This is a genomic window from Streptomyces sp. NPDC051582, from assembly GCF_040681715.1.
Taxonomy (GTDB): Bacteria; Actinomycetota; Actinomycetes; order Streptomycetales; family Streptomycetaceae; genus Streptomyces.
In genome coordinates this window covers 1-20,867 of record NZ_JBFAZJ010000029.1, presented here as the reverse complement: position 1 = coordinate 20,867, position 20,867 = coordinate 1, and the positions used below count along the sequence as shown (strand labels likewise).

22 protein-coding genes are annotated in these 20,867 nt (G+C 71.7%); 14 read left to right on the top strand and 8 right to left on the bottom strand.

Annotated features, from left to right (window positions below):
- Positions 1-25: 25 nt before the first annotated feature.
- A complete protein-coding gene (locus tag AB0M92_RS30390) occupies positions 26-496 on the bottom strand; it encodes an Lrp/AsnC family transcriptional regulator (protein WP_048476218.1) in 471 nt (156 codons plus the stop codon).
- 130 nt (positions 497-626) lie between these two features.
- On the opposite strand from AB0M92_RS30390, the gene hppD reads away from it, so the two are divergent.
- Positions 627-1,790, top strand: a complete 1,164-nt coding sequence (hppD, locus tag AB0M92_RS30385) for a 4-hydroxyphenylpyruvate dioxygenase (protein ID WP_366105517.1) — start codon at positions 627-629, stop codon at positions 1,788-1,790.
- 135 nt (positions 1,791-1,925) lie between these two features.
- Here the strand turns inward: hppD and AB0M92_RS30380 are convergent, their stop codons facing one another.
- Positions 1,926-3,491, bottom strand: a complete 1,566-nt coding sequence (locus tag AB0M92_RS30380; RefSeq protein ID WP_366105516.1) for a hypothetical protein — start codon at positions 3,489-3,491, stop codon at positions 1,926-1,928.
- A 105-nt stretch (positions 3,492-3,596) separates the two neighbouring features.
- Here AB0M92_RS30380 and AB0M92_RS30375 point away from each other — a divergent pair, with 105 nt between their 5' ends.
- On the top strand, positions 3,597-5,000 hold the full coding sequence (locus AB0M92_RS30375; RefSeq protein WP_366105574.1) for an FAD-linked oxidase C-terminal domain-containing protein: 1,404 nt from the start codon (positions 3,597-3,599) through the stop codon (positions 4,998-5,000).
- Positions 5,001-5,047: 47 nt separating this feature from the next.
- Here AB0M92_RS30375 and AB0M92_RS30370 read toward each other — a convergent pair whose 3' ends face one another.
- A complete protein-coding gene (locus AB0M92_RS30370; protein WP_366105515.1) occupies positions 5,048-5,527 on the bottom strand; it encodes an SsgA family sporulation/cell division regulator in 480 nt (159 codons plus the stop codon).
- A 269-nt stretch (positions 5,528-5,796) separates the two neighbouring features.
- On the opposite strand from AB0M92_RS30370, the gene AB0M92_RS30365 reads away from it, so the two are divergent.
- Positions 5,797-7,461, top strand: a complete 1,665-nt coding sequence (locus AB0M92_RS30365; protein WP_366105514.1) for an RDD family protein — start codon at positions 5,797-5,799, stop codon at positions 7,459-7,461.
- 88 nt (positions 7,462-7,549) lie between these two features.
- Positions 7,550-8,299: an RDD family protein gene (locus tag AB0M92_RS30360; RefSeq protein WP_366105512.1), complete on the top strand. Its 750-nt coding sequence runs from the start codon at positions 7,550-7,552 to the stop codon at positions 8,297-8,299.
- 60 nt (positions 8,300-8,359) lie between these two features.
- Here AB0M92_RS30360 and AB0M92_RS30355 read toward each other — a convergent pair whose 3' ends face one another.
- Complete coding sequence (locus AB0M92_RS30355) at positions 8,360-8,740, bottom strand: hypothetical protein (protein ID WP_366105511.1); 381 nt, start codon at positions 8,738-8,740, stop codon at positions 8,360-8,362.
- A gap of 384 nt (positions 8,741-9,124) precedes the next feature.
- Here AB0M92_RS30355 and AB0M92_RS30350 point away from each other — a divergent pair, with 384 nt between their 5' ends.
- Positions 9,125-11,536 carry an immune inhibitor A domain-containing protein gene (locus tag AB0M92_RS30350; protein WP_366105510.1) on the top strand — a complete coding sequence of 804 codons (2,412 nt, stop codon included), beginning with the start codon at positions 9,125-9,127 and terminating at the stop codon, positions 11,534-11,536.
- A gap of 113 nt (positions 11,537-11,649) precedes the next feature.
- Positions 11,650-11,952, top strand: coding sequence for a hypothetical protein (locus AB0M92_RS30345; RefSeq protein ID WP_030158646.1), 303 nt, complete (start codon positions 11,650-11,652; stop codon positions 11,950-11,952).
- A gap of 8 nt (positions 11,953-11,960) precedes the next feature.
- On the opposite strand, the gene AB0M92_RS30340 is transcribed toward AB0M92_RS30345, so the two are convergent.
- Positions 11,961-12,563 (bottom strand): isochorismatase family protein, encoded by a 603-nt coding sequence (locus tag AB0M92_RS30340; protein WP_366105509.1) that lies wholly within the window; start codon positions 12,561-12,563, stop codon positions 11,961-11,963.
- A gap of 124 nt (positions 12,564-12,687) precedes the next feature.
- A complete protein-coding gene (locus AB0M92_RS30335; protein WP_366105508.1) occupies positions 12,688-14,016 on the bottom strand; it encodes a nicotinate phosphoribosyltransferase in 1,329 nt (442 codons plus the stop codon).
- Positions 14,017-14,097: 81 nt separating this feature from the next.
- On the opposite strand from AB0M92_RS30335, the gene clpS reads away from it, so the two are divergent.
- From clpS to AB0M92_RS30300, 7 genes are all read left to right on the top strand, one after another.
- Positions 14,098-14,412, top strand: a complete 315-nt coding sequence (gene clpS / locus AB0M92_RS30330; RefSeq protein ID WP_366105507.1) for an ATP-dependent Clp protease adapter ClpS — start codon at positions 14,098-14,100, stop codon at positions 14,410-14,412.
- The gene (locus AB0M92_RS30325) at positions 14,412-15,029 is read left to right on the top strand and encodes a DUF2017 domain-containing protein (RefSeq protein ID WP_366105506.1); all 618 of its coding nucleotides are present in this window, start codon (positions 14,412-14,414) and stop codon (positions 15,027-15,029) included. The genes clpS and AB0M92_RS30325 overlap by 1 nt, the downstream gene beginning before the upstream one ends.
- A gap of 317 nt (positions 15,030-15,346) precedes the next feature.
- Entirely contained in the window at positions 15,347-16,816 is a 1,470-nt protein-coding gene (locus AB0M92_RS30320) for an amino acid permease (protein WP_366105505.1), read from the top strand.
- Between the two features lie 93 nt (positions 16,817-16,909).
- The gene (locus AB0M92_RS30315) at positions 16,910-17,332 is read left to right on the top strand and encodes a M67 family metallopeptidase (protein WP_366105504.1); all 423 of its coding nucleotides are present in this window, start codon (positions 16,910-16,912) and stop codon (positions 17,330-17,332) included.
- A 77-nt stretch (positions 17,333-17,409) separates the two neighbouring features.
- Positions 17,410-17,517 carry a putative leader peptide gene (locus tag AB0M92_RS30310; protein ID WP_324603773.1) on the top strand — a complete coding sequence of 36 codons (108 nt, stop codon included), beginning with the start codon at positions 17,410-17,412 and terminating at the stop codon, positions 17,515-17,517.
- A gap of 82 nt (positions 17,518-17,599) precedes the next feature.
- Positions 17,600-17,878 (top strand): MoaD/ThiS family protein, encoded by a 279-nt coding sequence (locus tag AB0M92_RS30305; protein WP_266628924.1) that lies wholly within the window; start codon positions 17,600-17,602, stop codon positions 17,876-17,878.
- Positions 17,878-18,828, top strand: a complete 951-nt coding sequence (locus AB0M92_RS30300) for a cysteine synthase (protein ID WP_366105503.1) — start codon at positions 17,878-17,880, stop codon at positions 18,826-18,828. The genes AB0M92_RS30305 and AB0M92_RS30300 overlap by 1 nt, the downstream gene beginning before the upstream one ends.
- A gap of 209 nt (positions 18,829-19,037) precedes the next feature.
- Here the strand turns inward: AB0M92_RS30300 and AB0M92_RS30295 are convergent, their stop codons facing one another.
- Together AB0M92_RS30295 and AB0M92_RS30290 are read right to left on the bottom strand one after the other, a co-directional pair.
- A complete protein-coding gene (locus tag AB0M92_RS30295) occupies positions 19,038-19,388 on the bottom strand; it encodes a DUF488 family protein (protein ID WP_366105502.1) in 351 nt (116 codons plus the stop codon).
- Positions 19,385-19,807, bottom strand: coding sequence for a hypothetical protein (locus AB0M92_RS30290; RefSeq protein WP_366105501.1), 423 nt, complete (start codon positions 19,805-19,807; stop codon positions 19,385-19,387). Before AB0M92_RS30290 ends, AB0M92_RS30295 begins: the two co-directional genes overlap by 4 nt.
- Before the next feature lie 216 nt (positions 19,808-20,023).
- Between AB0M92_RS30290 and AB0M92_RS30285 the strand changes: the two genes are divergently transcribed.
- Complete coding sequence (locus AB0M92_RS30285; protein WP_366105500.1) at positions 20,024-20,776, top strand: MBL fold metallo-hydrolase; 753 nt, start codon at positions 20,024-20,026, stop codon at positions 20,774-20,776.
- Positions 20,777-20,867 lie beyond the last annotated feature (91 nt).

Below are 20,867 nucleotides of genomic sequence, written 5' to 3'. Positions count from 1 at the left end.
GCGCCACGCCTCACCGCGCGGGCGCTCAGCCCTCCTGCGCCGCCTGCTCCACCAGCGGGATCACCCGCAGTGGCACCGGGTTCTCCATCACGATGGCCGTCGAGGCGCGCACGATCCCCTCGAAGCCGACGACCCGGTCGATCACCCGCTGGAGATCGGCGTTGGAGCGGGCCACGAGCCGGCACAACATGTCCCCGTGCCCGGTCGTGGTGTGCAGCTCCAGCACCTCCGGTACGCCGTTCAGGTGCGCCCGTACGTCGGCCCCCTGGCCCTGTTTGATCTCCAGCGTCGCGAACGCGGTCACCGGGTAGCCGAGCGCCGCCGGATCCACCTGGGGGCCGAATCCGCGGATGACCCCGTTCGACTGGAGCCGGTCGAGCCGGGCCTGCACGGTGCCGCGGGCCACGCCGAGCCGGCGCGAGGCCTCCAGGACCCCGATCCGGGGCTCGCGTGCGAGGAGGACGATCAGCCTGCCGTCGAGTTCGTCGATTCCCATGGCTGCCTCCCGGGCGCGGGGGTGGTCATACTGCACAGATCTCTCAGCCATCCTCCGCCTCGACTGGGCAGTCTGTACAGCCAAATAGGAAACTATTGCGCAGCTTGTGGATGGGCGGGACTCTGCGCTCATGACTGAGTCTCTGGCGAACCTCGAAACCACTCCTCTCACCTCGCACACCTCGCGTGAGGCCGACCCCTTCCCGGTGAAGGGCATGGACGCGGTCGTCTTCGCCGTGGGCAACGCCAAGCAGGCCGCGCACTACTACTCCACCGCGTTCGGCATGAAGCTCGTCGCCTACTGCGGACCGGAGAACGGCGTCCGCGAGACGGCCAGCTACGTCCTCACCAACGGCGCCGCGCGCTTCGTCCTGACCTCGGTCATCAAGGCGACGACGGACCACGGCCGCTTCCTCGCCGAGCACGTCGCCGAGCACGGCGACGGCGTGGTCGACCTCGCGATCGAGGTCCCGGACGCACGCGCCGCGTACGCGTACGCCGTGGAGCACGGCGCGCGCGGCCTCGACGAGCCGTACGAGGTGAAGGACGAGCACGGCACCGTGGTGCTCGCCGCCATCGCCACCTACGGGCAGACCCGCCACACCCTGGTGGAGCGCAAGGACTACACCGGCCCCTACCTGCCGGGCTACGTCGCCGCCGACCCGCTGGTCGAGGGCCCGGCCAAGCGCACGTTCCAGGCCATCGACCACTGCGTGGGCAACGTCGAGCTCGGCCGGATGAACGAGTGGGTCGCGTTCTACAACAAGGTCATGGGCTTCACGAACATGAAGGAGTTCGTGGGCGACGACATCGCGACCGAGTACTCGGCGCTGATGTCGAAGGTGGTCGCGGACGGCACCCTGAAGGTGAAGTTCCCGATCAACGAGCCGGCGATCGCGAAGAAGAAGTCGCAGATCGACGAGTACCTGGAGTTCTACGGCGGGGCCGGCGTCCAGCACATCGCGCTCGCCTCGAACGACATCGTGGCGACCGTCCGGTCGATGCGGGCGGCGGGCGTCGCCTTCCTGGACACCCCGGACTCGTACTACGACACGCTGGGCGAGTGGGCGGGCGAGACCCGCGTGCCGGTGGAGACCCTGCGCGAGCTGAAGATCCTCGTCGACCGCGACGAGGACGGCTACCTGCTGCAGATCTTCACCAAGCCCGTCCAGGACCGTCCGACGGTGTTCTTCGAGATCATCGAGCGACACGGCTCGATGGGCTTCGGCAAGGGCAACTTCAAGGCGCTGTTCGAGGCCATCGAGCGCGAGCAGGAGAAGCGCGGCAACCTGTAGGCCGCGCCCACAGGCCCACAGGCCCACAGGCCCACAGGCCCACAGCCTCCGGCACTCCGGGCCTGACGGCCCCAGGGCCCCCGGCGCCGCCTTCGGCGTCCGGGGGCCCTGTCCCTTTTGCCGGCCGCGGCGCCGTCAGGAGCCGGCCGCGCCGGGCCTGGGTGACGGCTTCGGCTTGGCCGCCTTCGGGAGCTCCGGGGCCACCCACGGCTTCGTCGGCTGCATGTTCTCCGGGCCGCCCGCCGGCGGCTGGCCGATCGAGGCCAGCGCCTGCTTCGCCTGCGGGACCCGGGCCGGCGAGAACCGCGGGTTCGTCCGCAGCGCCTCCTGGAGGTAGCGCCGGGCCCCGGCCTCATCGCCCAGGCTCCGCTCGATCATCGCCCGGTGGAACGAGAACTCCGCGCTGCGCATACCCCGCTCCGTCGACTTCTTCGCGTACTCCAGCGCGGCCGTGTCGTCGCCCGTCCTGTGCAGCGCCCACGCCAGTGCGTCCGCGACCTCCATGCTCTTGTGCCGCGCCCACTCCTGCGTCAGCCGCCGCACGGCCGCAGCCGGATCCCCGTGGTCCGCCTCGAACAGGCCGAGGACCACCGCATCGTTCACCCCGTCCTCGGCGCCCCGCGCCGCGGCCGTACGCAGCATGTCGTACGGGACCTTCGCCTCGTCCCGGCGCCCCAGCGCGTCCAGCAGCTCGCCCAGCTCCAGCGCCAGCCTCGGCACCTGCGCCCGGCCCAGCGCCATCCGGTAGTCCCGCACCGCCTCCCCGCCCCGGCCGAGCCCCGCCAGCGCCCTGGCCCGGCCGCCCAGTGCCTGGGCCTGTGCCGGATCCGCGCGCAGCGCCCCCTCGTACTGGCGCAGCGCCTCCGCCGCGTCGCCCCGTTCCCAGGACAGCTCCCCGAGCCGGAACAGCACGTACGCCTTCTCCGCCGGGGCCTTCGCCGCGCCCCCGGCGTGCTCCATCGCCATCGTCGCGTCCTCGCGCCAGCCGCGGTCCCGGTAGACCTGCGAGGCCCGGATGAACGCCGCCAGCCCCGGACGCACGTCCAGCAGTCGCTCCATCGACCGCTCCGCGGCCTTGTAGTCGCCCAGGCCCGTGTACGCGTCCACCAGCACCGGGTACGCCGTCCACCGGTTCGGCGCCTGCGCCCGGACGAGCTCGCCCCACTTCTTGCCGGTCCCGAAATCGCCCCGGGCGTTGGCCAGCGTGCCCATGCCCGTCATCGCGTCGAAGTTGCCCTTCTCGGCAGGGCGCAGCTCCAGCGACCGCTTCAGCGCCTTCTCGGCCTTCGGGTACCAGGCCGGCTCCGTCGTCCGCCGCGCCTGCTCCAGATAGGCCGCCCCGAGCACCGCCCAGGACGCGTCGTCCTTCTGGTGCCCGGCGACCCACTTCTCCCGGTCCGCGACCAGGGCCGTCAGGTCCACCGCCGCCGCCGGCGCACCCATGCCGACCGCCGACGCGGCCCGTTCGGTGGGCCCCGGAGGGCGGGCGTCGTCGTCCTGGCGGGCCGGCCGGATCACCAGGGCCCCGGCGATCAGCACCACCGCGACCCCGGCCGCCACGAGCGTCTTGCGCCCGGTGAAGGTCACGGGCGGCGCGGGCTGCTGCGCTTCCTCGTCGATGCGGGCGGCGCGAGCGGCACGCGCGGCACGCGCAGTACGGGCGATACGGGAGATGCGCGCGGTACGGGTGGCACGGTCCATGGGGTCACTGTGCGTCAATATGAAGAGTTCGCCGAGGTGTCCGAAGCCCGTCGCGGCCGTGTTCACACCGATGGCCCCCGGTGCCACGCTGGACTCATGGATGTCATGGATGTCAAGGACGGCGCCGGCGAAGACGATCTCTCCCCGCGTCTGTACGCGAGCCTCCTGGAGGGGCTCCCGGCCGAGGCCCTCCTCACCGACCCCGAGGTGACCGCCTCCTACGCCACCGACATGGCCACCTTCTGCGCCGCCGGCACCCCGGCGGTCGTGGCCCTGCCCCGCACCGTCGAACAGGTGCAGCACGTGCTGCGCACCGCCACCGCCCTGCGGGTCCCCGTCGTCCCGCAGGGCGCCCGCACCGGCCTGTCGGGCGCCGCCAACGCCTCCGACGGCTGCATCCTGCTCTCCCTGGTCAAGATGGACCGGATCCTGGAGATCAACACCGTCGACCGCACCGCCGTCGTCGAACCGGGCGTCGTGAACGCGGTGCTCTCACGGGCCGTCGCCGAGCAGGGCCTGTTCTACCCGCCCGACCCCTCCAGCTGGGAGCAGTGCACGATCGGCGGCAACATCGGCACCGCGTCGGGCGGCCTGTGCTGCGTCAAGTACGGGGTCACCGCCGAGTACGTGCTCGGCCTCGACGTGGTCCTCGCCGACGGACGGCTGCTGCGCACGGGCCGCCGTACCGCCAAGGGGGTCGCCGGATACGACCTCACCCGGCTCTTCGTCGGCTCCGAGGGCAGCCTCGGCGTCGTCGTCCAGGCGGTGCTCGCCCTGCGCCCCGCGCCGCCCCGCCAGCTCGCGCTGGCCGCCGAGTTCCCCTCGGCCGAGGCCGCCTGCGCGGCCGTCTGCGCCGTCATGGAGGCCGGACTCACGCCCTCGCTGCTGGAGCTGATGGACCGTACGACCGTCCGTGCCGTCAACGCGCTCGGCAAGATGGGCCTGCCCGAGACCACCGAGGCCCTGCTGCTGGCCGCTTTCGACACCCCGCACGCGCCCGGGGACCTCGCCGCCGTCGGGGAGCTGTGCCGGGCCGCCGGAGCCACCGCCGTCGTCCCCGCCGAGGACGAGGCCGAATCCGAACTGCTCCTCCAGGCCCGCCGGATGTCGCTGACCGCCCTGGACGCCCTGCGCCCGGCGACGATGATCGACGACGTCTGCGTACCGCGCTCGCGGCTCGCCGAGATGCTGGACGGGACGGCCGCCATCGCCGGTGCGTACGACCTGCTCATCGGGGTCTGCGCGCACGCCGGCGACGGCAACACGCACCCGGTGGTCTGCTTCGACCCGGCCGACGAGGACGAGACGCGGCGGGCCCGCGAGTCCTTCGACGAGATCATGGCGCTGGGGCTGGCCCTCGGCGGGACCATCACCGGCGAGCACGGGGTCGGGGTCCTGAAGAAGGAGTGGCTCGCGCGCGAACTGGGGCCGGTGGGGATGGAGATGCAACGCGCGGTCAAGCAGGCCTTCGACCCGCTCGGCCTGCTCAACCCCGGCAAGCTCTTCTGACCGTACGCCGGGTATGGAGCGTACGAGCCCGAGGTGGCGGATCCGCATCACAGGTCGCCGTCCGCCGACTCGTCCGACGGCCACGGATCCCGCATCCACAGGTCGTCGGCCGGGGTCGGCGCGAGCAGTTCCGCCAGCGCGGCGTCCAGGCCCATCCGATCGGCCTCGGTGCCGGGCGGGACCGCGCGCAGCGTGCGCTCCAGCCACGCCGAGACCGCGGTGGCCGGGGCCTCCAGCAGGGCGTCGCCGTCGGGGGAGGTCAGCGCCATGCAGAGGACGGCCTTGTTGTCGACCTTGGTGGGCCAGATCCGGACGTCTCCGTGGCCGCACGGGCGGAACACCCCCTCGACCAGCAGCTCGCGGGCGAAGGTCCAGTTGACCGGGGTGCTGGAGCCGGTGTGGAAGGTGATGTGCACGGCGTACGGGTCGTCCGTCAGGTAGACCAGCCGGGCCGGGACGGCGACGCTGCGCTCGGGGGACAGGACCAGCTTGAGTTCCAGCTCGCGCTCGACGACGGGGTGGTGCATGGCGGCCTCACTTCGGGGTCTCCGGTTCGTTGCGCGGGGCCGGGTTCGCGCCCCACATCCCGAGAGAGCGCCGATGTGCCCGGGTATGACGCGACTTCGGGCACCGGATCGAGGATTGGCCGGATCCTGTCGGGTGTCCGAAAACAGTCGCAGGGTGCGACGTTCGCTCAAAGGCTTGGATTCTCCCGTTACCGGACCTGTCGGGGCACGGTTCTTGGCTATGGTCCTGCCCTTGCACAAGCCTCAAGCCACGATCGGAGTTGGGGACATTGACGGCCTCCCCTGGTGACGGCGAGCACGCTGCCCGCGAGGGCTACTACCCCGATCCGTCCATCCCCGGGTTCGTCCGGTACTGGAACGGCCTCAACTGGGTTCCCGGTACGAGCCGCCCCGCTGCCGCCCCCACCGCTGCCGCCGCCCCCACCGCCGACCCCGCCGCTCCCGCCCTCCGCGCCGCCCGGTCCGACGAGACGGGGCCGGTGTTCCTGGACGAGACCGGCATGGGCGAGGCGCTGGCGGGGCCGCTCGCGTCCGCCGTGCCGGCGGCTTCGTGGCAGGCCGATCCCCTGCACCAGTCAGGCTTCGGCGGGCCCCGCGACCACCGGGTCTCCTGGGGCGGCCCGGCGCAGCCGGAGCCCGACGGGGGCCACGCGTCCGCCCGTTCGGCACCGGCGGAGGTCTCGCCGGGCCGCGGTCCGCGCCCCGAGCCGCTGGAGGCGGCCGAGCGGGCGGAGCGCGGGCCGGGGGTGTCCTTCGCCCGCACGCCCTCCGCGACCGCGGAGCGGTTCCCGGCGCAGGCCGCCGTACGGGGCTCCGCGGAGAGCGTGGGCATCCTGTCGGCCCGCTCCCCGGCCGCCACCGCCCCGGCTCCGGCCCCGGCCCCGGCTCCCGTCGAGCCCGAGTGGCCCGCAGCCCCCGGCACCGGCGCCGGCCCGTCCGGCCTCACCTCCTCCTGGCCGCAGACCCCCCTCCGCCGCGAACCGGCACCCGAGCCGCAGATCCCGGCGGGGTGGGAGCCGTCGGCCCGCGCCGAGCCGCGGGCCGCGGCCGGCCGCGCCGCGTGGCCGCAGGCTCCGGCGCGGGACGACCGGGCGGCGCTCCACGAGCCGGGGAGCCCGGCGGGTGCGGACCCGGTGGCGCACCCCGAGCCCGAGGCGCCGGCATGGCGCGACCGGAGCACCCGGCACCGGCCAGGGGCCCCGGCGAACCCGTTCGCACCCGAGGCCTCGCCGGCCGCGCAGGCCCCGGCAGCGCGCCGCTCCGCGTCCGCGTCCGAGCCCGCGTCCGAGCCCGCGTCCGAGCCCGCGCCCGAGCCCGCCGCGGGCTCCCGCCGGGCCGGCGGGAGCCCCGCCGAAGAGGCTCGCGGCCTCGACGCCGGATCGGCTCCCGGCCGGTCCGCGCCGGCGGACGGGCGGGGCGTCCCCCGCGTCACCGACCGGGCCGTGTTCGAGCGGATGGCCGAGCGGGCCACCCGGCCCGCCGGGCTCGTACGCCGGGCCGTGGCCCGCGTGCTGGACACACTCGTACTCGCCGCGGTCGCGGCGGGCACCGCCCGGCCCCTGCTCCCCGCGGCCACCGCACATCTCGAAGCCAAGGTCGACGCGGCCAAGGGCAGCGGCCGGACCACCACCGTGTGGCTGTTCGACACCACCATCGCCGGATACCTCGGCCTCGTCCTGGCCGCCGTACTCCTCTTCGGGGTCTTCTACGAGGCGCTCCCCACCGCCCGCTGGGGCCGCACCCCCGGCAAGAAGCTCCTGGGGATCCGGGTCCTGTCCGCCGCCACCCTCCGCCCGCCCACGTTCGGCGCGGCCCTGCGCCGCTGGCTGGTGTACGCGTTCCTCGGGCTCCCCGGCAGCCTCTGGTGCCTCGGGGACCGCCCCCGCCGCCGGGGCTGGCACGACCGGGCGGCCAGGACGTACGTGGCCCGCTGACGCCCGGTCCGCGGGGCGCCCGGGGCTCCTTCCCCCGAACGGACGCCGTCCCGTTGCGGGGTTCGCGGAGCCGGGTTCGACTCGGGCCATGAGTACCGATCAGCCGCCGCCGGGCCAGCCGCCCGAGGACGACCCGTTCCTCAAGAAGCCCCAGGAACCGACGCCTCCGTCGGGCGGTTCGCCGTACGACCGGCCCCCGGGCGGCCCGCCGCCCCCGCCGCCAGGCGGTCCGTACGGCGGTGCGGGCGCGGGAGGCGGCGGCTACCCGCCCCCGGGCGGTTACCCGCCCCCGCCCCCGCCTCCGCCCCCCGGAGGCCCGTACGGCGGCAGCGGCGACTACGGCATGCCCGATCCGCTCGCCGGGATGCCCCCGCTGGCCGACTTCGGCAAGCGGCTCGGCGCCCGCATCATCGACGTGATCATCGTGCTCATCCCGCTGTTCCTCATCCAGCTGGCCTTCGGCACGAACCGGTACACGGTCGAGACGAACAAGGGCGAGGACGTCAGCGAGGTCTTCACCAAGTCGTACAGCGGCAGCGGCCTGGCGATGACGCTGATCTCGATCCTGTTCTTCGTCGGCTACGACTGGTGGTTCACGAGGAAGGACGGCCGGACGCTCGGCAAGAAGGCGCTCGGGCTGCGCGTGGCGATGCTCAACGACGGCAGCGTCCCGCAGTCGGGCGCCGCGCTCGGCCGGGCCGCGATGCTCTGGCTGCCGGCGCTCATCTGCTGCCCCTGCCTGTGGCAGATCGTGCTGATCGTGTCGATCCTCGTGGACAAGCCGTACAAGCAGGGCCTGCACGACAAGGTGGGCAAGACCGTGGTGGTCACCGCATAGCGGCGCGGCACACCGGCGCAGAGCAGGCCCGGGTCCCGCCGCGACGAGGCGGCGTACGGCTCAGTGGTGGACCGGCTGTTCGACGGCGGCCGTCCGGGGCTCAGGCACCCGGGCGGCCGCCGTCGCGTCCGCGGGGACCGGTTCGGGCGCGGTGCCGGACGAGCTCGCGAGGACGCCCGCGGGCGTGATTTCGGTAACACCGGGGGAAACGCGCGGGGTACGGGCCGTGGCCCGGGCCGTCCCGGCCGGAGCCGCGTGCCGGCCGCGCCGGCGGGGGCTGGCCGCGGTGAGCGCGACGAGCAGTCCGAGGGCCAGTGCGGCGGTGGCGATGACGGCGATCCCGCGCCCCGTGCTCGTCTGCGAGAGCAGCAGCATGGCGATGGTCGACACGACGACGGTGGCGGACCCGTAGAACAACTGGGCGGCAGTCGGACGCGGCATGGCGGTATCCGTCCTCAAGGCGGGGAGGGGGAGTCGGCTCAACTAGGTCGCGCGTCAAGGGACTCTACGTCGGTGGATTCCCGAGCGGAACCGCCAGTAAGCGTGACCTAACCCACGGTGCCCGGCGCACGGGGGGCGTACGGGATCATTCCGCGTCACACGCCGGGGGCCGGTACGCGGCCTTCGTCCCATATGGCAGAGGAACGTCCGTATACCGGAACTGCCTGACCGCATAGTGCAGTTGTAAGGAACAAGTCAAGGTCTGTCTTTTCCCTCGACTCTCCGGTCAAATGTCGTCACTTGAGACGCGCGCCGCGCGGAACCCCCCACTCCAACGGAGATGTTCCGACCTGTGTCGCGGCCGCGGGAGGGGAACGACATCAAGTGACCAGCAATTCCGCTCGCAGACGAGCGCTGCGCGCCGCAGCCGTCGGTGTGACTCTGGCCGCCACCGCGGCCTCCGGCGCCTTCCTCGTCACTGCACAGGCTTCCGAGGCGCCGTCGACCGCGCCCGCCTCGAACCGGCAGGACCCGACCGCCGCCTCCAAGGAGGCGGTCCAGCACAACCTGAAGGGCCCGTTCAGCGACCAGCAGGCGCAGGCCCGCGAAGCCGCGCTGGACCAGGTGCTGTCCGGCAAGAAGGCCGTGGAGCAGCGGGGCGCTTCCAAGGTCGTCAAGCTCGACGACAAGAAGTACGTCGAGCTCGGCCGTGAGAAGACCGACAAGATCTTCACGATCCTCGTCGAGTTCGGCGACCAGGTCGACAACACGACCATGTTCGACCCGGACGGCCCCGACGGCCCCAAGCCGGCGGTCCCGAAGTACGGCGGCACCCCCGGTCCGCTGCACAACACCATCGCGCAGCCGGACCGCAAGGACAACAACAGCACCGCCTGGCGCAAGGACTTCAGCCGCGACTACTTCCAGGACCTGTACTTCGGTACCGGCAAGGGCAAGGACTCGCTGAAGACCTACTACGAGAAGACCTCCTCGGGTCGCTACTCGGTCGACGGCCAGGTCGCCGACTGGGTCAAGATCCCGAACAACGAGGCCCGCTACGGCTCCAACTACTGCGGCCAGACCAACTGCGCCAACGTGTGGGACACCGTCCGCGACGGTGTCAACGCCTGGGTCGACGGCCAGAAGAAGGCCGGCAAGACCGACGCCGAGATCAAGGCCACGCTGGCGCAGTACGACCAGTGGGACCGCAACGACTTCGACGGCGACGGCAACTTCAACGAGCCCGACGGCTACATCGACCACTTCCAGATCGTCCACGCGGGCGAGGACGAGTCGGCCGGCGGCGGCGTGCAGGGCACCAACGCCCTGTGGGCGCACCGCTGGTACGCCTACGGCACCGACGCGGGCAAGACCGGCCCGGCGAACAACAAGGCCGGCGGCACCCAGATCGGCAGCACCGGCATCTGGGTCGGCGACTACACGATGCAGCCGGAGAACGGCGGCCTCGGCGTCTTCGCGCACGAGTACGGCCACGACCTCGGTCTGCCGGACCTCTACGACACCTCCGGTGGCGGCGAGAACTCGGTCGGTTTCTGGTCCCTGATGTCGGCCGGCTCCTGGCTCGGCGAGGGCAAGGACTCCATAGGCGACATGCCGGGCGACATGACCGCCTGGGACAAGCTGCAGCTGGGCTGGCTGAACTACGACCAGGCCAAGGCCGCGACGAAGTCCACCCACAAGCTGGGCGTGTCGGAGTACAACACCAAGGACAAGCAGGCGCTGGTCGTCGAGCTGCCGAAGAAGCAGGTCAAGACCGACATCGTCGCTCCCGCCGAGGGCTCCTCGCAGTGGTGGAGCAACATGGGTGACGACCTCAAGAACACCCTCACCCGCACGGTCGACCTGACCGGCAAGTCCTCCGCCGCACTGGGCCTCAAGGGCTGGTGGGACATCGAGAAGGACTACGACTACCTCTACACCGAGGTGTCCACCGACGGCGGCGCCACCTGGACCGTCCTGAACGGCACGGCCAACGGCAAGGCCATCCCGGCCGACGCCGCGGGCAACGCCGGTCTGACCGACGTCTCCGGCGGCTGGCAGGACCTGAAGTTCCCGCTCGACGCCTACGCCGGCAAGAAGGTCGACCTCCGCTTCCGCTACCAGACGGACGGCGGCGCGGGCGGCAAGGGCTTCACCGCCGACGCCCTCGCGATCACCGCGGACGGCCAGACCCTGTTCACCGACGGCGCCGAGAACGGCGACAACGGCTGGACCGCCAAGGGCTTCTCCCGCCAGGGCTCCGGGTTCACCAAGGAGTACCCGCAGTACTACATCGCGGAGAACCGCCGCTACGTCTCGTACGACTCCACCCTCAAGGTGGGCCCGTACAACTTCGGCTGGGCCGACTCGAAGCCGGGCTGGGTCGAGCACTACCCGTACCAGGACGGCCTGCTGATCTGGCTCTGGGACAAGTCCCAGAAGGACAACAACACCAGCCAGCACCCGGGCTCGGGTCTGATCCTCCCGATCGACGCCAACGCCAAGCCGATGAAGTGGTCGGACGGCACCCTGCTGCGCAACAAGATCCAGCCGTACGACGCGACCTTCAGCGCGTACTCGACGGACGCGTTCACCCTGCACAAGAACGGTGAGTCGCTGTTCCTGAAGCCGAAGCCCGCGAACATGGTCTTCGACGACCACAAGGGCAAGTACTTCTACGACGAGAACCCGACCGGTTCGGTGAAGGTCGCTGACACCAACACCAAGATCAAGATCGCGAAGGAGACCTACGACGGTCTCCAGATGACGATCGAGGTCGGGGCCGCCGCCAAGTAATTCGGCAAACCCGCAGGTCAAAGCATGATCGGCCGTCGCCCCCTAGCGGGCGGCGGCCGTTCGCGTTTAGATGCGGGTGCCAGTTTTTCTTATTGACGGGGGAGCTGAAGATCATGCCCGGTGGAGGTTTCGTCAGATTGCCAGGCGGCAGCGTGGTGGTCGCGCTCACGCTGCCGCGGCCCTGCGGCGAGGGCGGGAACGTCCGCGTCCTGGTGCACGCCGCGAACCGTGCCCGCGCCCTGACCAGGCTGCGGAACCTCGGCATGCGGGCGGTGTACCTGCGCGGCAACGCACAGCCGCCGACCCCCGACGAGGTCACGGCCGTCCTGCACCACCCGGACGGCCTGCTCTGGCGCGGGGCACCGGACCGGGCGCAGGAGCTCTGGCACCCGATCCGCGCCCTGCTGGGGCACTAGGACACCCGCTAGGGCGCCTGGCGGGGGCTCTCGCCGATCAGCTTCACGCCGGCCGAGCGGAGCTCCTCCACCGCCCGGGAGGCCGTGTGAGGGGCCACGGCGGCCGTCAGGTCCAGCAGCACGCGGGTGGCGAAGCCCTCGCGGGCGGCGTCGAGGGCCGTGGCCCGTACGCAGTGGTCGGTGGCGATCCCGACGACGTCGACCTCGGTGACCTCGCGGTCGCGCAGCCAGCGCGCGAGCCCGACTCCGTTCTCGTCGGCGCCCTCGAAACCGCTGTACGCGGCCTCGTGCGCGCCCTTGTCGAAGACGGCGGCCACGGCGCCCGAGGCGACCGCCGGGGCGAAGTTCGGGTGGAATCCGACGCCCTCGGTGCCCGCGACGCAGTGCACCGGCCAGGAGGTCTCGAAGTCCGGCTCGGCCGGGGGGTGCGCGAAGTGCGGCCCGGGGTCGACGTGGTGGTCGCGGGTGGCGACCACGTGCCGGTAGCCGGCCGTGGCCTGGCCGATCAGCTCGGTGATGGCGGCGGCGACGTCGGCCCCGCCGGTGACCGCGAGGCTGCCGCCTTCGCAGAAGTCGTTCTGTACGTCGACGACGATCAGTGCGCGGTGCATGTCGCGTGTCCTTCGGTTGTCGTGTTTGCCGCTGCGCGGGCTCTTCCCCCACCCCGCCCCTTCCCGAAACCGGGGGCGGCACCCCCGGTCCCGGCACCCCAGGTCCCCGGGTCCCCGCGCGGGGCTACGCGTACTCGGTCGGGATCACGGCCTCGCCGCGCGAGAGCTGCGACGCGGAGAGCGGCAGGCTCGCGAGGGCCTCGCGATGCCGGTCGCGCGCGGCCTCCAGGGACTCCCGCGCCACCACCTCGCCCGCCTTCACCAGCTGGACGAGGAGCTGCTCGTCCGCGAGCGCCGCCGGGACCGCGCCGGTGCCGACCACCTCGGCCTCCGCGACCCCCTCGGCGTCCCTGCGCCGCGCCGCCCACTTGCGGCCGCCGATCGAGGTCTTGCCGCCCGAGGACTTCTTCGCCACCGCTGCCAGCGGGGCCTTCGGGTCCGCCGAGGCGGCCCGCGCCACCAGTTTGTAGACCATCGAGCACGTCGGGTGCCCGCTGCCCGTCACCAGCTGCGTGCCGACGCCGTACGCGTCCACCGGAGCCGCCGCCAGCGAGGCGATCGCGTACTCGTCCAGGTCCGAGGTGACCACGATCTTCGTCGCCGTCGCCCCCAGCTCGTCGAGCTGCTGGCGCACCCGGTGGGCGACCAGCAGCAGGTCGCCGGAGTCGATCCGGACCGCTCCCAGCCCCGTGCCGGCGACCTCGACGGCCGTCCGCACGGCCTCGGCCACGTCGTAGGTGTCCACCAGCAGGGTGGTCCCGCTGCCCAGCGAGGCCACTTGGGCCTGGAAGGCGTCCCGCTCGGTGTCGTGCACCAGCGTGAAGGCGTGCGCCGAGGTCCCGACCGTCGGGATCCCGTACCGGAAGCCGGCCGCCAGGTCCGAGGTGGAGGTGAAGCCGCCGACGTACGCGGCCCGCGAGGCGGCCACCGCGGCCAGTTCGTGCGTGCGCCGCGCGCCCATCTCGATCAGGGGCCGCCCGCCGGCCGCCGAGGCCATCCGGGAGGCGGCGGCGGCGATCGCCGAGTCGTGGTTCAGGATCGACAGGATCACGGTCTCCAGCAGCACGCACTCGGCGAAACTGCCCTCGACGCGCAGGACCGGCGAGCCGGGGAAGTAGACCTCGCCCTCCGGGTAGCCCCAGATGTCGCCCGAGAAGCGGTAGGAGGACAGCCAGTCCAGGGTCCGCATGTCGACGACGGCCCGCTCGCGCAGGAACTCCAGCACGGCGGTGTCGAAGCGGAAGTTCTCCACCGCGTCCAGGACGCGGCCGGTGCCCGCCACCACTCCGTAGCGGCGCCCCTCGGGCAGCCGCCGGGTGAAGACCTCGAAGACCGACCGGCGGTCGGCGGTGCCGTTCGCCAGGGCGGCCTGCAGCATCGTGAGCTCGTAATGATCAGTGAAGAGCGCTGTCGACGGCACGTCCACCGGCAGGCCCAGGTCCGCAGGGTTCATGCCTCGGATGCTAGCGCACATTTCGTCAAAGTGACGAGATCTCGGGACCCGTTTGTGCGACGGGCCGGTCGCAGTGGCAGCATGGGACAAGTGAGTGTTGCTCCCATTGAGATCGAACGCACCGAGTCGGCCGAAGAGACCTTCGCGGTCCCCGAACCCGACGTCCCCTGGGTGACCCTGGTGCACAACGACCCGGTCAACCTCATGAGCTACGTGACGTACGTGTTCCAGGCGTACTTCGGCTATTCGAAGGACAAGGCGCACAAGCTGATGCTCGACGTCCACGAGAAGGGCCGGGCGATCGTGTCCAGCGGCACCCGTGAGGAAATGGAGCGCGACGTGCAGGCCATGCACGGCTACGGCCTGTGGGCGACCCTCTCCCAGGACCGCATCTGATGGGGCGCTCCGCCGGAATGTTCGAAGCCCTGAAGGGCGGCGGCGCCGCCATCGCGCTGGACGAGATCGAGGTCTCCATCCTGCGCTCGCTGGCCGTGCAGCTGCTGGAGCTCATCGGCCCGGGCGCGCCCGAGCCCGACGAGGACGCCGACCCGCTGGCCGTGCTGTTCGCCGAGAGCAGCCAAAAGCCCGTCGAGCGGCCGTCCGACCCCGCGCTGATGCGGCTGTTCCCCGACGCTTACGGCGGCCCCGGCCCCGAGGACCGGAAGGTGGACCCGGCCGAGCTGGCCGCCCGGTCGGCGGAGTTCCGCCGGTTCACCGAGAACGACCTGCGCAGCCGCAAGCGGGAGGACGCGCTGGCCGTCGTGCGGAGCCTGGACGGGCTCACGCCCGGCGAGGACGACGCGGCGGTGCTGGAGCTCACCGGAGAGCTCCGGCTGCGCTGGCTGGGCGCGCTCAACGATCTGCGCCTGACGATCGCCGCGCGGCTCGACATCACCGAGGACGACGAGAGCGCCATGCTCTTCCGGCTGCCGGACGACGATCCGCGCAAGCCGATGGTGATGGCGTACCTGTGGCTCGGCGGCCTCCAGGAGACGCTCATCGAAACGCTCTGAGAACTCCGCCGACACGAAGGGTGTTCGCTCAGCGGACGCTCAAATCCGGATAACGATCAGATCACCGCGATGCGGTGATCTGAGTCGTTTCAGGACTTGTGTCCCGAATTTCTTGTGGCTCAGATCACTTCCCCACGCCCCGGCCACCCATAAGCCCGTGATAAATCTTCACGACCGCCGCGGGGCGCCACCCATGTCCCCGGCCCGCTTGAACCGGCTGACCGCCGGGTGCAACTCCATCCGTATCCGGGGGGATCGAGGACCCGATCCGCTGCCTTCGCAGGCGCGGGTCGGCGTGGAGAAAGGCGCACCAAGACATGACCTCTGTGCAGGTCGAGCAGCACGACAAGACGCCCGGCGAGGGCGCCGCGGCCGAGGGTGGCGAGGGTTACCACCGCGCACTCGGAGCCCGCCAGATCCAGATGATCGCGATCGGCGGAGCCATCGGCACCGGCCTCTTCCTGGGCGCCGGCAAGGCGATCTCGAAGGCCGGCCCCAGCCTGATCCTGGCCTACGCCATCGCGGGCCTGGTCATCTTCTTCATCATGCGCGCCCTCGGCGAGCTGCTGATGTACCGCCCGGTCTCGGGCTCCTTCTCGGACTACGCCCGAGAGTTCCTCGGCCCCTTCTGGGGGTACGCGACAGGCTGGACGTACTGGCTCTTCTGGGTGGTCACCGGCATCACCGAGGTGACCGCGGCGGCCAAGTACATGTCGTACTGGACCCACGACAGCTTCCCGCAGTGGGCCTACGCGCTGATCTTCACGGTCATCCTCTACACCGCCAACCTGATCTCCGTGAAGCTCTTCGGTGAGCTGGAGTTCTGGTTCTCCATGGTCAAGGTCACCGCCATCGTCGGCATGATCCTGATCTGCGCCGGCATCCTCACCGTCGGCTTCTCCGACGCCGCCGCCACGGCCTCCGTCTCCAACCTCTGGAGCGACCGCGGCTTCTTCCCGAACGGCATCGGCGAGACGCTGATGACGCTCCAGATCGTCATGTTCGCCTTCCTGGCGGTCGAGCTGGTCGGCGTCACCGCCGGCGAGTCCAAGGACCCCGAGAAGACCCTGCCCAAGGCCATCAACACCGTGCCGTGGCGCATCGCCGTCTTCTACGTCGGCGCGCTCATCATGATCATGTCGGTCATCCCGTGGTCCAACTTCAAGGCGGGCGAGAGCCCGTTCGTGCTGGCCTTCGAGAAGATGGGCCTCGGCGTCGGCGCCGCGATCGTCAACTTCGTCGTGCTGACCGCAGCCCTGTCCTCCTGCAACTCGGGCATGTACTCCACCGGCCGCATGCTGCGCGACCTCGCGCTCAACGGCCAGGGCCCGAAGTTCTTCACCAAGCTCACCAAGAGCGGCACCCCGCTCGTGGGCACCACCTTCTCCGCCGCGCTGATGCTGGTGGGCGTCTGGATCAACTACGTCGCCCCGGGCAAGGCCTTCGACTACGTCGTCTCCTTCGCCACCATCTCCGGCATGTGGGCCTGGATCATGATCCTGGTCTGCCAGATCCGCTACCGCGCCAAGGCCGACCGCGGCGAGCTGCCGCAGTCCTCCTTCCGGGCCCCCGGCGCCCCGTGGACCAGCTGGTTCGCCCTGCTGTTCATCGGCATGGTCATCGTGATGATGGGCATCGACAAGGACTCCCGCGTCTCGCTGTACTGCGCGCCGCTGTGGGGCCTGATCCTGGGCGTCTCGTACCTGGTGCTCAAGAAGCGCAACCCGGCCGGAGCCGCCTTCAACAAGGCCGGCGGAGCCGACAAGGCCGCCGAGCCCGTCGCCTGACCGAGCCCGCCGCCCGACCGGTCCTGTCCAGCATCCGGGCCCTCCCGTACCACACCTCGGTACGGGAGGGCCCGTCTGCTTATCCTGTCGACCATGCTGACCCTCACCCAGGCGCTGTACGACCAGATCGTCGAGCACGCCCGCAAGGACCACCCCGACGAGGCCTGCGGCGTCGTGGCCGGACCGGCCGGCACCGACCGCCCCGAGCGGTTCATCCCGATGCTCAACGCGGCCCGCTCGCCCACGTTCTACGAGTTCGACTCGAAGGATCTGCTCAAGCTCTACCGCGAGCTCGACGACCGGGACGAGGAGCCCGTGATCGTCTACCACTCGCACACCGCGACCGAGGCCTACCCCTCCCGTACGGACGTCACGTACGCGAACGAGCCCGGCGCGCACTACGTCCTGGTCTCCACGGCGGACACCGACGGTCTCGGGGAGTTCCAGTTCCGCTCGTACCGGATCGTCGAGGGCGTCATCACGGAGGAGGAAGTGCGGGTCGTGGAGGGCTACTGACCACGATGTGAGCGCTTTGCGTCCACGATGCGGGATCACACTCCAAACGGGGGACCGGGAATCGTTAACATGACCGCATGGTTCCCCACGACGTGAGCATCGAGACGCCCGGCAGGCTGCTGCTCGTGGCGCGGCTGCACGTCGACCTGTGCCGTCTCGCCAGCAGCATCTGTCCTGCCGCCTGAGCACCACAGGCCCCCGCGCGGGGGCCATTCGCGCCGCGCGCCCTTCACGCACTTACGCCTTACTTCACAACTGGAGCCTGCCATGGCCATCGAGGTCCGCATCCCCACCATCCTCCGCACCTACACCGACGGCGAGAAGGCCGTCAACGGTGAGGGCACGACGCTGTCCGAGCTCTTCGCGGACCTGGAGACGCGCCACAAGGGCATTGAGGAGCGCATCGTCGACGGCGGCAAGCTGCGCCGCTTCGTGAACGTCTACCTCAACGACGAGGACGTCCGCTTCCTGGACGGCATCTCCACCGCCCTCAAGGACGGCGACAGCGTCACCATCCTCCCGGCGGTCGCCGGCGGCTCCGTCTGATGCGCTACGACTCCCCGCTGGCCGCGGTCGGCAACACGCCGCTCGTCCGGCTGCCCCGGCTGTCGCCCTCGGACGACGTCCGCATCTGGGCCAAGCTGGAGGACCGGAACCCGACCGGCTCGATCAAGGACCGCCCCGCGCTCCACATGGTCGAGCAGGCCGAGAAGGACGGCCGGCTCACCCCCGGCTGCACGATCTTGGAGCCCACGTCCGGCAACACCGGCATCTCGCTGGCGATGGCGGCCAAGCTCAAGGGCTACCGGATCGTGTGCGTCATGCCGGAGAACACCTCGCAGGAGCGGCGTGACCTGCTGGCCATGTGGGGAGCCGAGATCATCTCGTCGCCGGCGGCGGGCGGATCGAACACCGCGGTGCGGGTGGCCAAGGAGCTGGCGGCCGAGCACCCCGACTGGGTGATGCTCTACCAGTACGGCAACCCCGACAACGCGGGCGCGCACTACGCGACGACGGGCCCCGAGATCCTGCGGGACCTGCCCTCGATCACCCACTTCGTGGCGGGCCTGGGCACGACCGGCACCCTGATGGGCGTGGGCCGCTACTTGCGCGAGCACGTCGACGGCATCAAGATCGTCGCTGCGGAGCCGCGGTACGACGACCTGGTCTACGGCCTGCGCAACCTCGACGAGGGCTTCGTCCCGGAGCTGTACGACGCCTCGGTCCTGACGACCCGCTTCTCGGTGGGCTCGGCGGACGCGGTGACGCGCACCCGCGAACTCCTCCAGCAGGAGGGCATCTTCGCGGGCGTCTCCACCGGCGCCGCCCTGCACGCGGCGATCGGCGTGGGCCGCAAGGCGGCCCTGGCGGGCGAGAGCGCGGACATCGTCTTCGTCGTGGCCGACGGGGGCTGGAAGTACCTCTCGACGGGCGTCTACACGGCGAAGACGACGGAAGAGGCCATCGAGACCCTCCAGGGCCAGCTCTGGGCGTAGCCCCGCAACGGGGTCCGGGGGCTCGCTCCCGGGTGTTCTTCCGGCCGGCCCGGCGCCCGAGGGCCCGGTCCGGGCGGGGCGGGCCGGGCCCGGCCCGGAAACGCGGAAGGGGCGGGCGTCCGCGGGCGGGGAGAAGGCGCCGCGCAACGGCCCGGACCACCCGGCCCCGCCCCGCGACCCGGCCCCGCCCCGCCCCGCGGGCCGGTGCCTCAACCCGCCAGCAGCTCCGCGAGCACGGCGGCGTGGCTCGACGCGGGGTCCCTGACCGCGGTCAGGAGGGTGACCGGCCCCGCTTCGGCCAGGCCGCGCAGCCGCTCCAGCTCGGCCGCGGCGGCCGGCTCCGCCAGCTCCGCCTCGTACCGGACCCGGAACTCCTGCGCGGAGCCCCCGCCGCCGTGGAACCACTTCCGCAGTTCCCCGGACGGGGTCACCGCCTTCGGCCACTCGTCCACCGCGGCCGCCGCCTTCGCCAGGCCCCTCGGCCACAGCCGGTCCACGAGGACCCGTACGCCGTCCGCCCCCGGCTCCGGCGGATCGTAAACGCGCCGCACCCGAATCACCGGCCGCCACCTCCGAGTCCCTTGACCTCGTCCCACACCGCAGGATCCAGTACCCCCAGCCGGCCGGCGAACTCCCACACCGACACCTCGGCCGGCCGGTCCGCCTCCAGGAAGCCCGCCCGGCCCTGCGCCCCCACCGTCCCCGGCGGCAGCGGGATCACCCCGGCCCGCCGGTCGTCGTACTTCCCGGTGATCCACGCGACCCGCGCCCGGTGGGCCCGTACGGAGGCCACCGCCAGCACCAGGCACAGCCGCCCGTCCGCGAGGGACCACAGCTCACCGGCCCGCGGCTGCGGAGCCGCGCCCGGCCCGTGCGGCGCCGCGGCCCGCCGGGCGCGCCCCGGCCGCCGCCCCGCGATCAGCACCACCAGCACCACGGCCACCACCGCGGCCGCGGCGGGCCACCAGGACGTGTCCATATTCCGAAGGTAGCCGCGCCCCCACCCCCCGGCACGGCAGTGCACCGGCTGTGCACCGGCACGTCCGTGCCCACCGTCGCTCCCCCGGGTGACAGCACAGGTGATTCCCCCCACAACGGCCTGCCGCGGAGGAGCGACCTGACGTTTCGCGCCTTACGCTCGACCCACGCACGGCCCGCATTCCGTCCACGGACCGTCCCCGGAGGTTCTCGCTCCATGAAGCTCACCGTCGTCGGCTGCTCGGGGTCGTTCCCGTCCGCGGAATCGGCCTGTTCGAGCTACCTCGTCGAGGCCGACGGCTTCCGGCTGCTCCTCGACATGGGCAACGGCGCCCTGGGCGAGCTGCAGCGCCACGTCGGTCTCTACGACCTCGACGCGATCTTCCTGAGCCATCTGCACGCGGACCACTGCATCGACATGTGCGCGTACTTCGTCGCCCGCTTCTACCGCCACGAGGGCGGCCGCTGCGGCACCATCCCCGTCTACGGCCCCGAAGGCACCGAGAAGCGCCTGACGACCGCGTACGAGGACGTTCCCGACGAGCGCTCGATGAGCGAGGTCTTCGACTTCCGGACCCTGAAGTCCGGCAGCTTCGAGATCGGCCCGTTCACGGTCCGCACCGAGCGGGTCAGCCACCCCGTCGAGGCCTACGGCATCCGCGTCGAGCACGGCGGCCGCTCCCTCACGTATTCCGGCGACACCGGGGTCTGTCCCGAGCTGGGGATGCTGGCCGAGCGCACGGACCTGTTCCTGTGCGAGGCCTCCTTCACGCACGGCAAGGAGGACGTCCCGGGCCTCCACCTCAACGGCCGCGAGGCCGGGGAGTTCGCGCACGGCGGCCGGGTCGGCCGCCTCGTCCTGACGCACGTGCCGCCGTGGACGGACGCCCGCCAGAACCTGGCCGACGCCCGCGCGATCTACGACGGCCCGGTGGACCTGGCGTACGCGGGCGCGGTCTACGAGGTCTGAGCGCGGTCCGGCGCCGTCCGCGGCGAAGCCCCCGCCCTCCCGGAAGCCGTCTGGGCGGCCGTGTACGAGGACACGCCCACGTACAGCGCCT

Excerpts from the sequence above, each read along its gene's own strand:
- AB0M92_RS30390 (WP_048476218.1), bottom strand. The coding sequence starts at position 496 with ATGGGAATCGACGAACTCGACGGCAGGCTGATCGTCCTCCTCGCACGC.
- hppD (WP_366105517.1), top strand. The coding sequence starts at position 627 with ATGACTGAGTCTCTGGCGAACCTCGAAACCACTCCTCTCACCTCGCAC.
- AB0M92_RS30380 (WP_366105516.1), bottom strand. The coding sequence starts at position 3,491 with ATGGACCGTGCCACCCGTACCGCGCGCATCTCCCGTATCGCCCGTACT.
- AB0M92_RS30375 (WP_366105574.1), top strand. The coding sequence starts at position 3,597 with ATGGATGTCAAGGACGGCGCCGGCGAAGACGATCTCTCCCCGCGTCTG.
- AB0M92_RS30370 (WP_366105515.1), bottom strand. The coding sequence starts at position 5,527 with ATGCACCACCCCGTCGTCGAGCGCGAGCTGGAACTCAAGCTGGTCCTG.
- AB0M92_RS30360 (WP_366105512.1), top strand. The coding sequence starts at position 7,550 with ATGAGTACCGATCAGCCGCCGCCGGGCCAGCCGCCCGAGGACGACCCG.
- AB0M92_RS30355 (WP_366105511.1), bottom strand. The coding sequence starts at position 8,740 with ATGCCGCGTCCGACTGCCGCCCAGTTGTTCTACGGGTCCGCCACCGTC.
- AB0M92_RS30345 (WP_030158646.1), top strand. The coding sequence starts at position 11,650 with ATGCCCGGTGGAGGTTTCGTCAGATTGCCAGGCGGCAGCGTGGTGGTC.
- AB0M92_RS30340 (WP_366105509.1), bottom strand. The coding sequence starts at position 12,563 with ATGCACCGCGCACTGATCGTCGTCGACGTACAGAACGACTTCTGCGAA.
- AB0M92_RS30335 (WP_366105508.1), bottom strand. The coding sequence starts at position 14,016 with ATGAACCCTGCGGACCTGGGCCTGCCGGTGGACGTGCCGTCGACAGCG.
- clpS (WP_366105507.1), top strand. The coding sequence starts at position 14,098 with ATGGGACAAGTGAGTGTTGCTCCCATTGAGATCGAACGCACCGAGTCG.
- AB0M92_RS30325 (WP_366105506.1), top strand. The coding sequence starts at position 14,412 with ATGGGGCGCTCCGCCGGAATGTTCGAAGCCCTGAAGGGCGGCGGCGCC.
- AB0M92_RS30320 (WP_366105505.1), top strand. The coding sequence starts at position 15,347 with ATGACCTCTGTGCAGGTCGAGCAGCACGACAAGACGCCCGGCGAGGGC.
- AB0M92_RS30315 (WP_366105504.1), top strand. The coding sequence starts at position 16,910 with ATGCTGACCCTCACCCAGGCGCTGTACGACCAGATCGTCGAGCACGCC.
- AB0M92_RS30310 (WP_324603773.1), top strand. The coding sequence starts at position 17,410 with ATGGTTCCCCACGACGTGAGCATCGAGACGCCCGGCAGGCTGCTGCTC.
- AB0M92_RS30305 (WP_266628924.1), top strand. The coding sequence starts at position 17,600 with ATGGCCATCGAGGTCCGCATCCCCACCATCCTCCGCACCTACACCGAC.
- AB0M92_RS30300 (WP_366105503.1), top strand. The coding sequence starts at position 17,878 with ATGCGCTACGACTCCCCGCTGGCCGCGGTCGGCAACACGCCGCTCGTC.
- AB0M92_RS30290 (WP_366105501.1), bottom strand. The coding sequence starts at position 19,807 with ATGGACACGTCCTGGTGGCCCGCCGCGGCCGCGGTGGTGGCCGTGGTG.
- AB0M92_RS30285 (WP_366105500.1), top strand. The coding sequence starts at position 20,024 with ATGAAGCTCACCGTCGTCGGCTGCTCGGGGTCGTTCCCGTCCGCGGAA.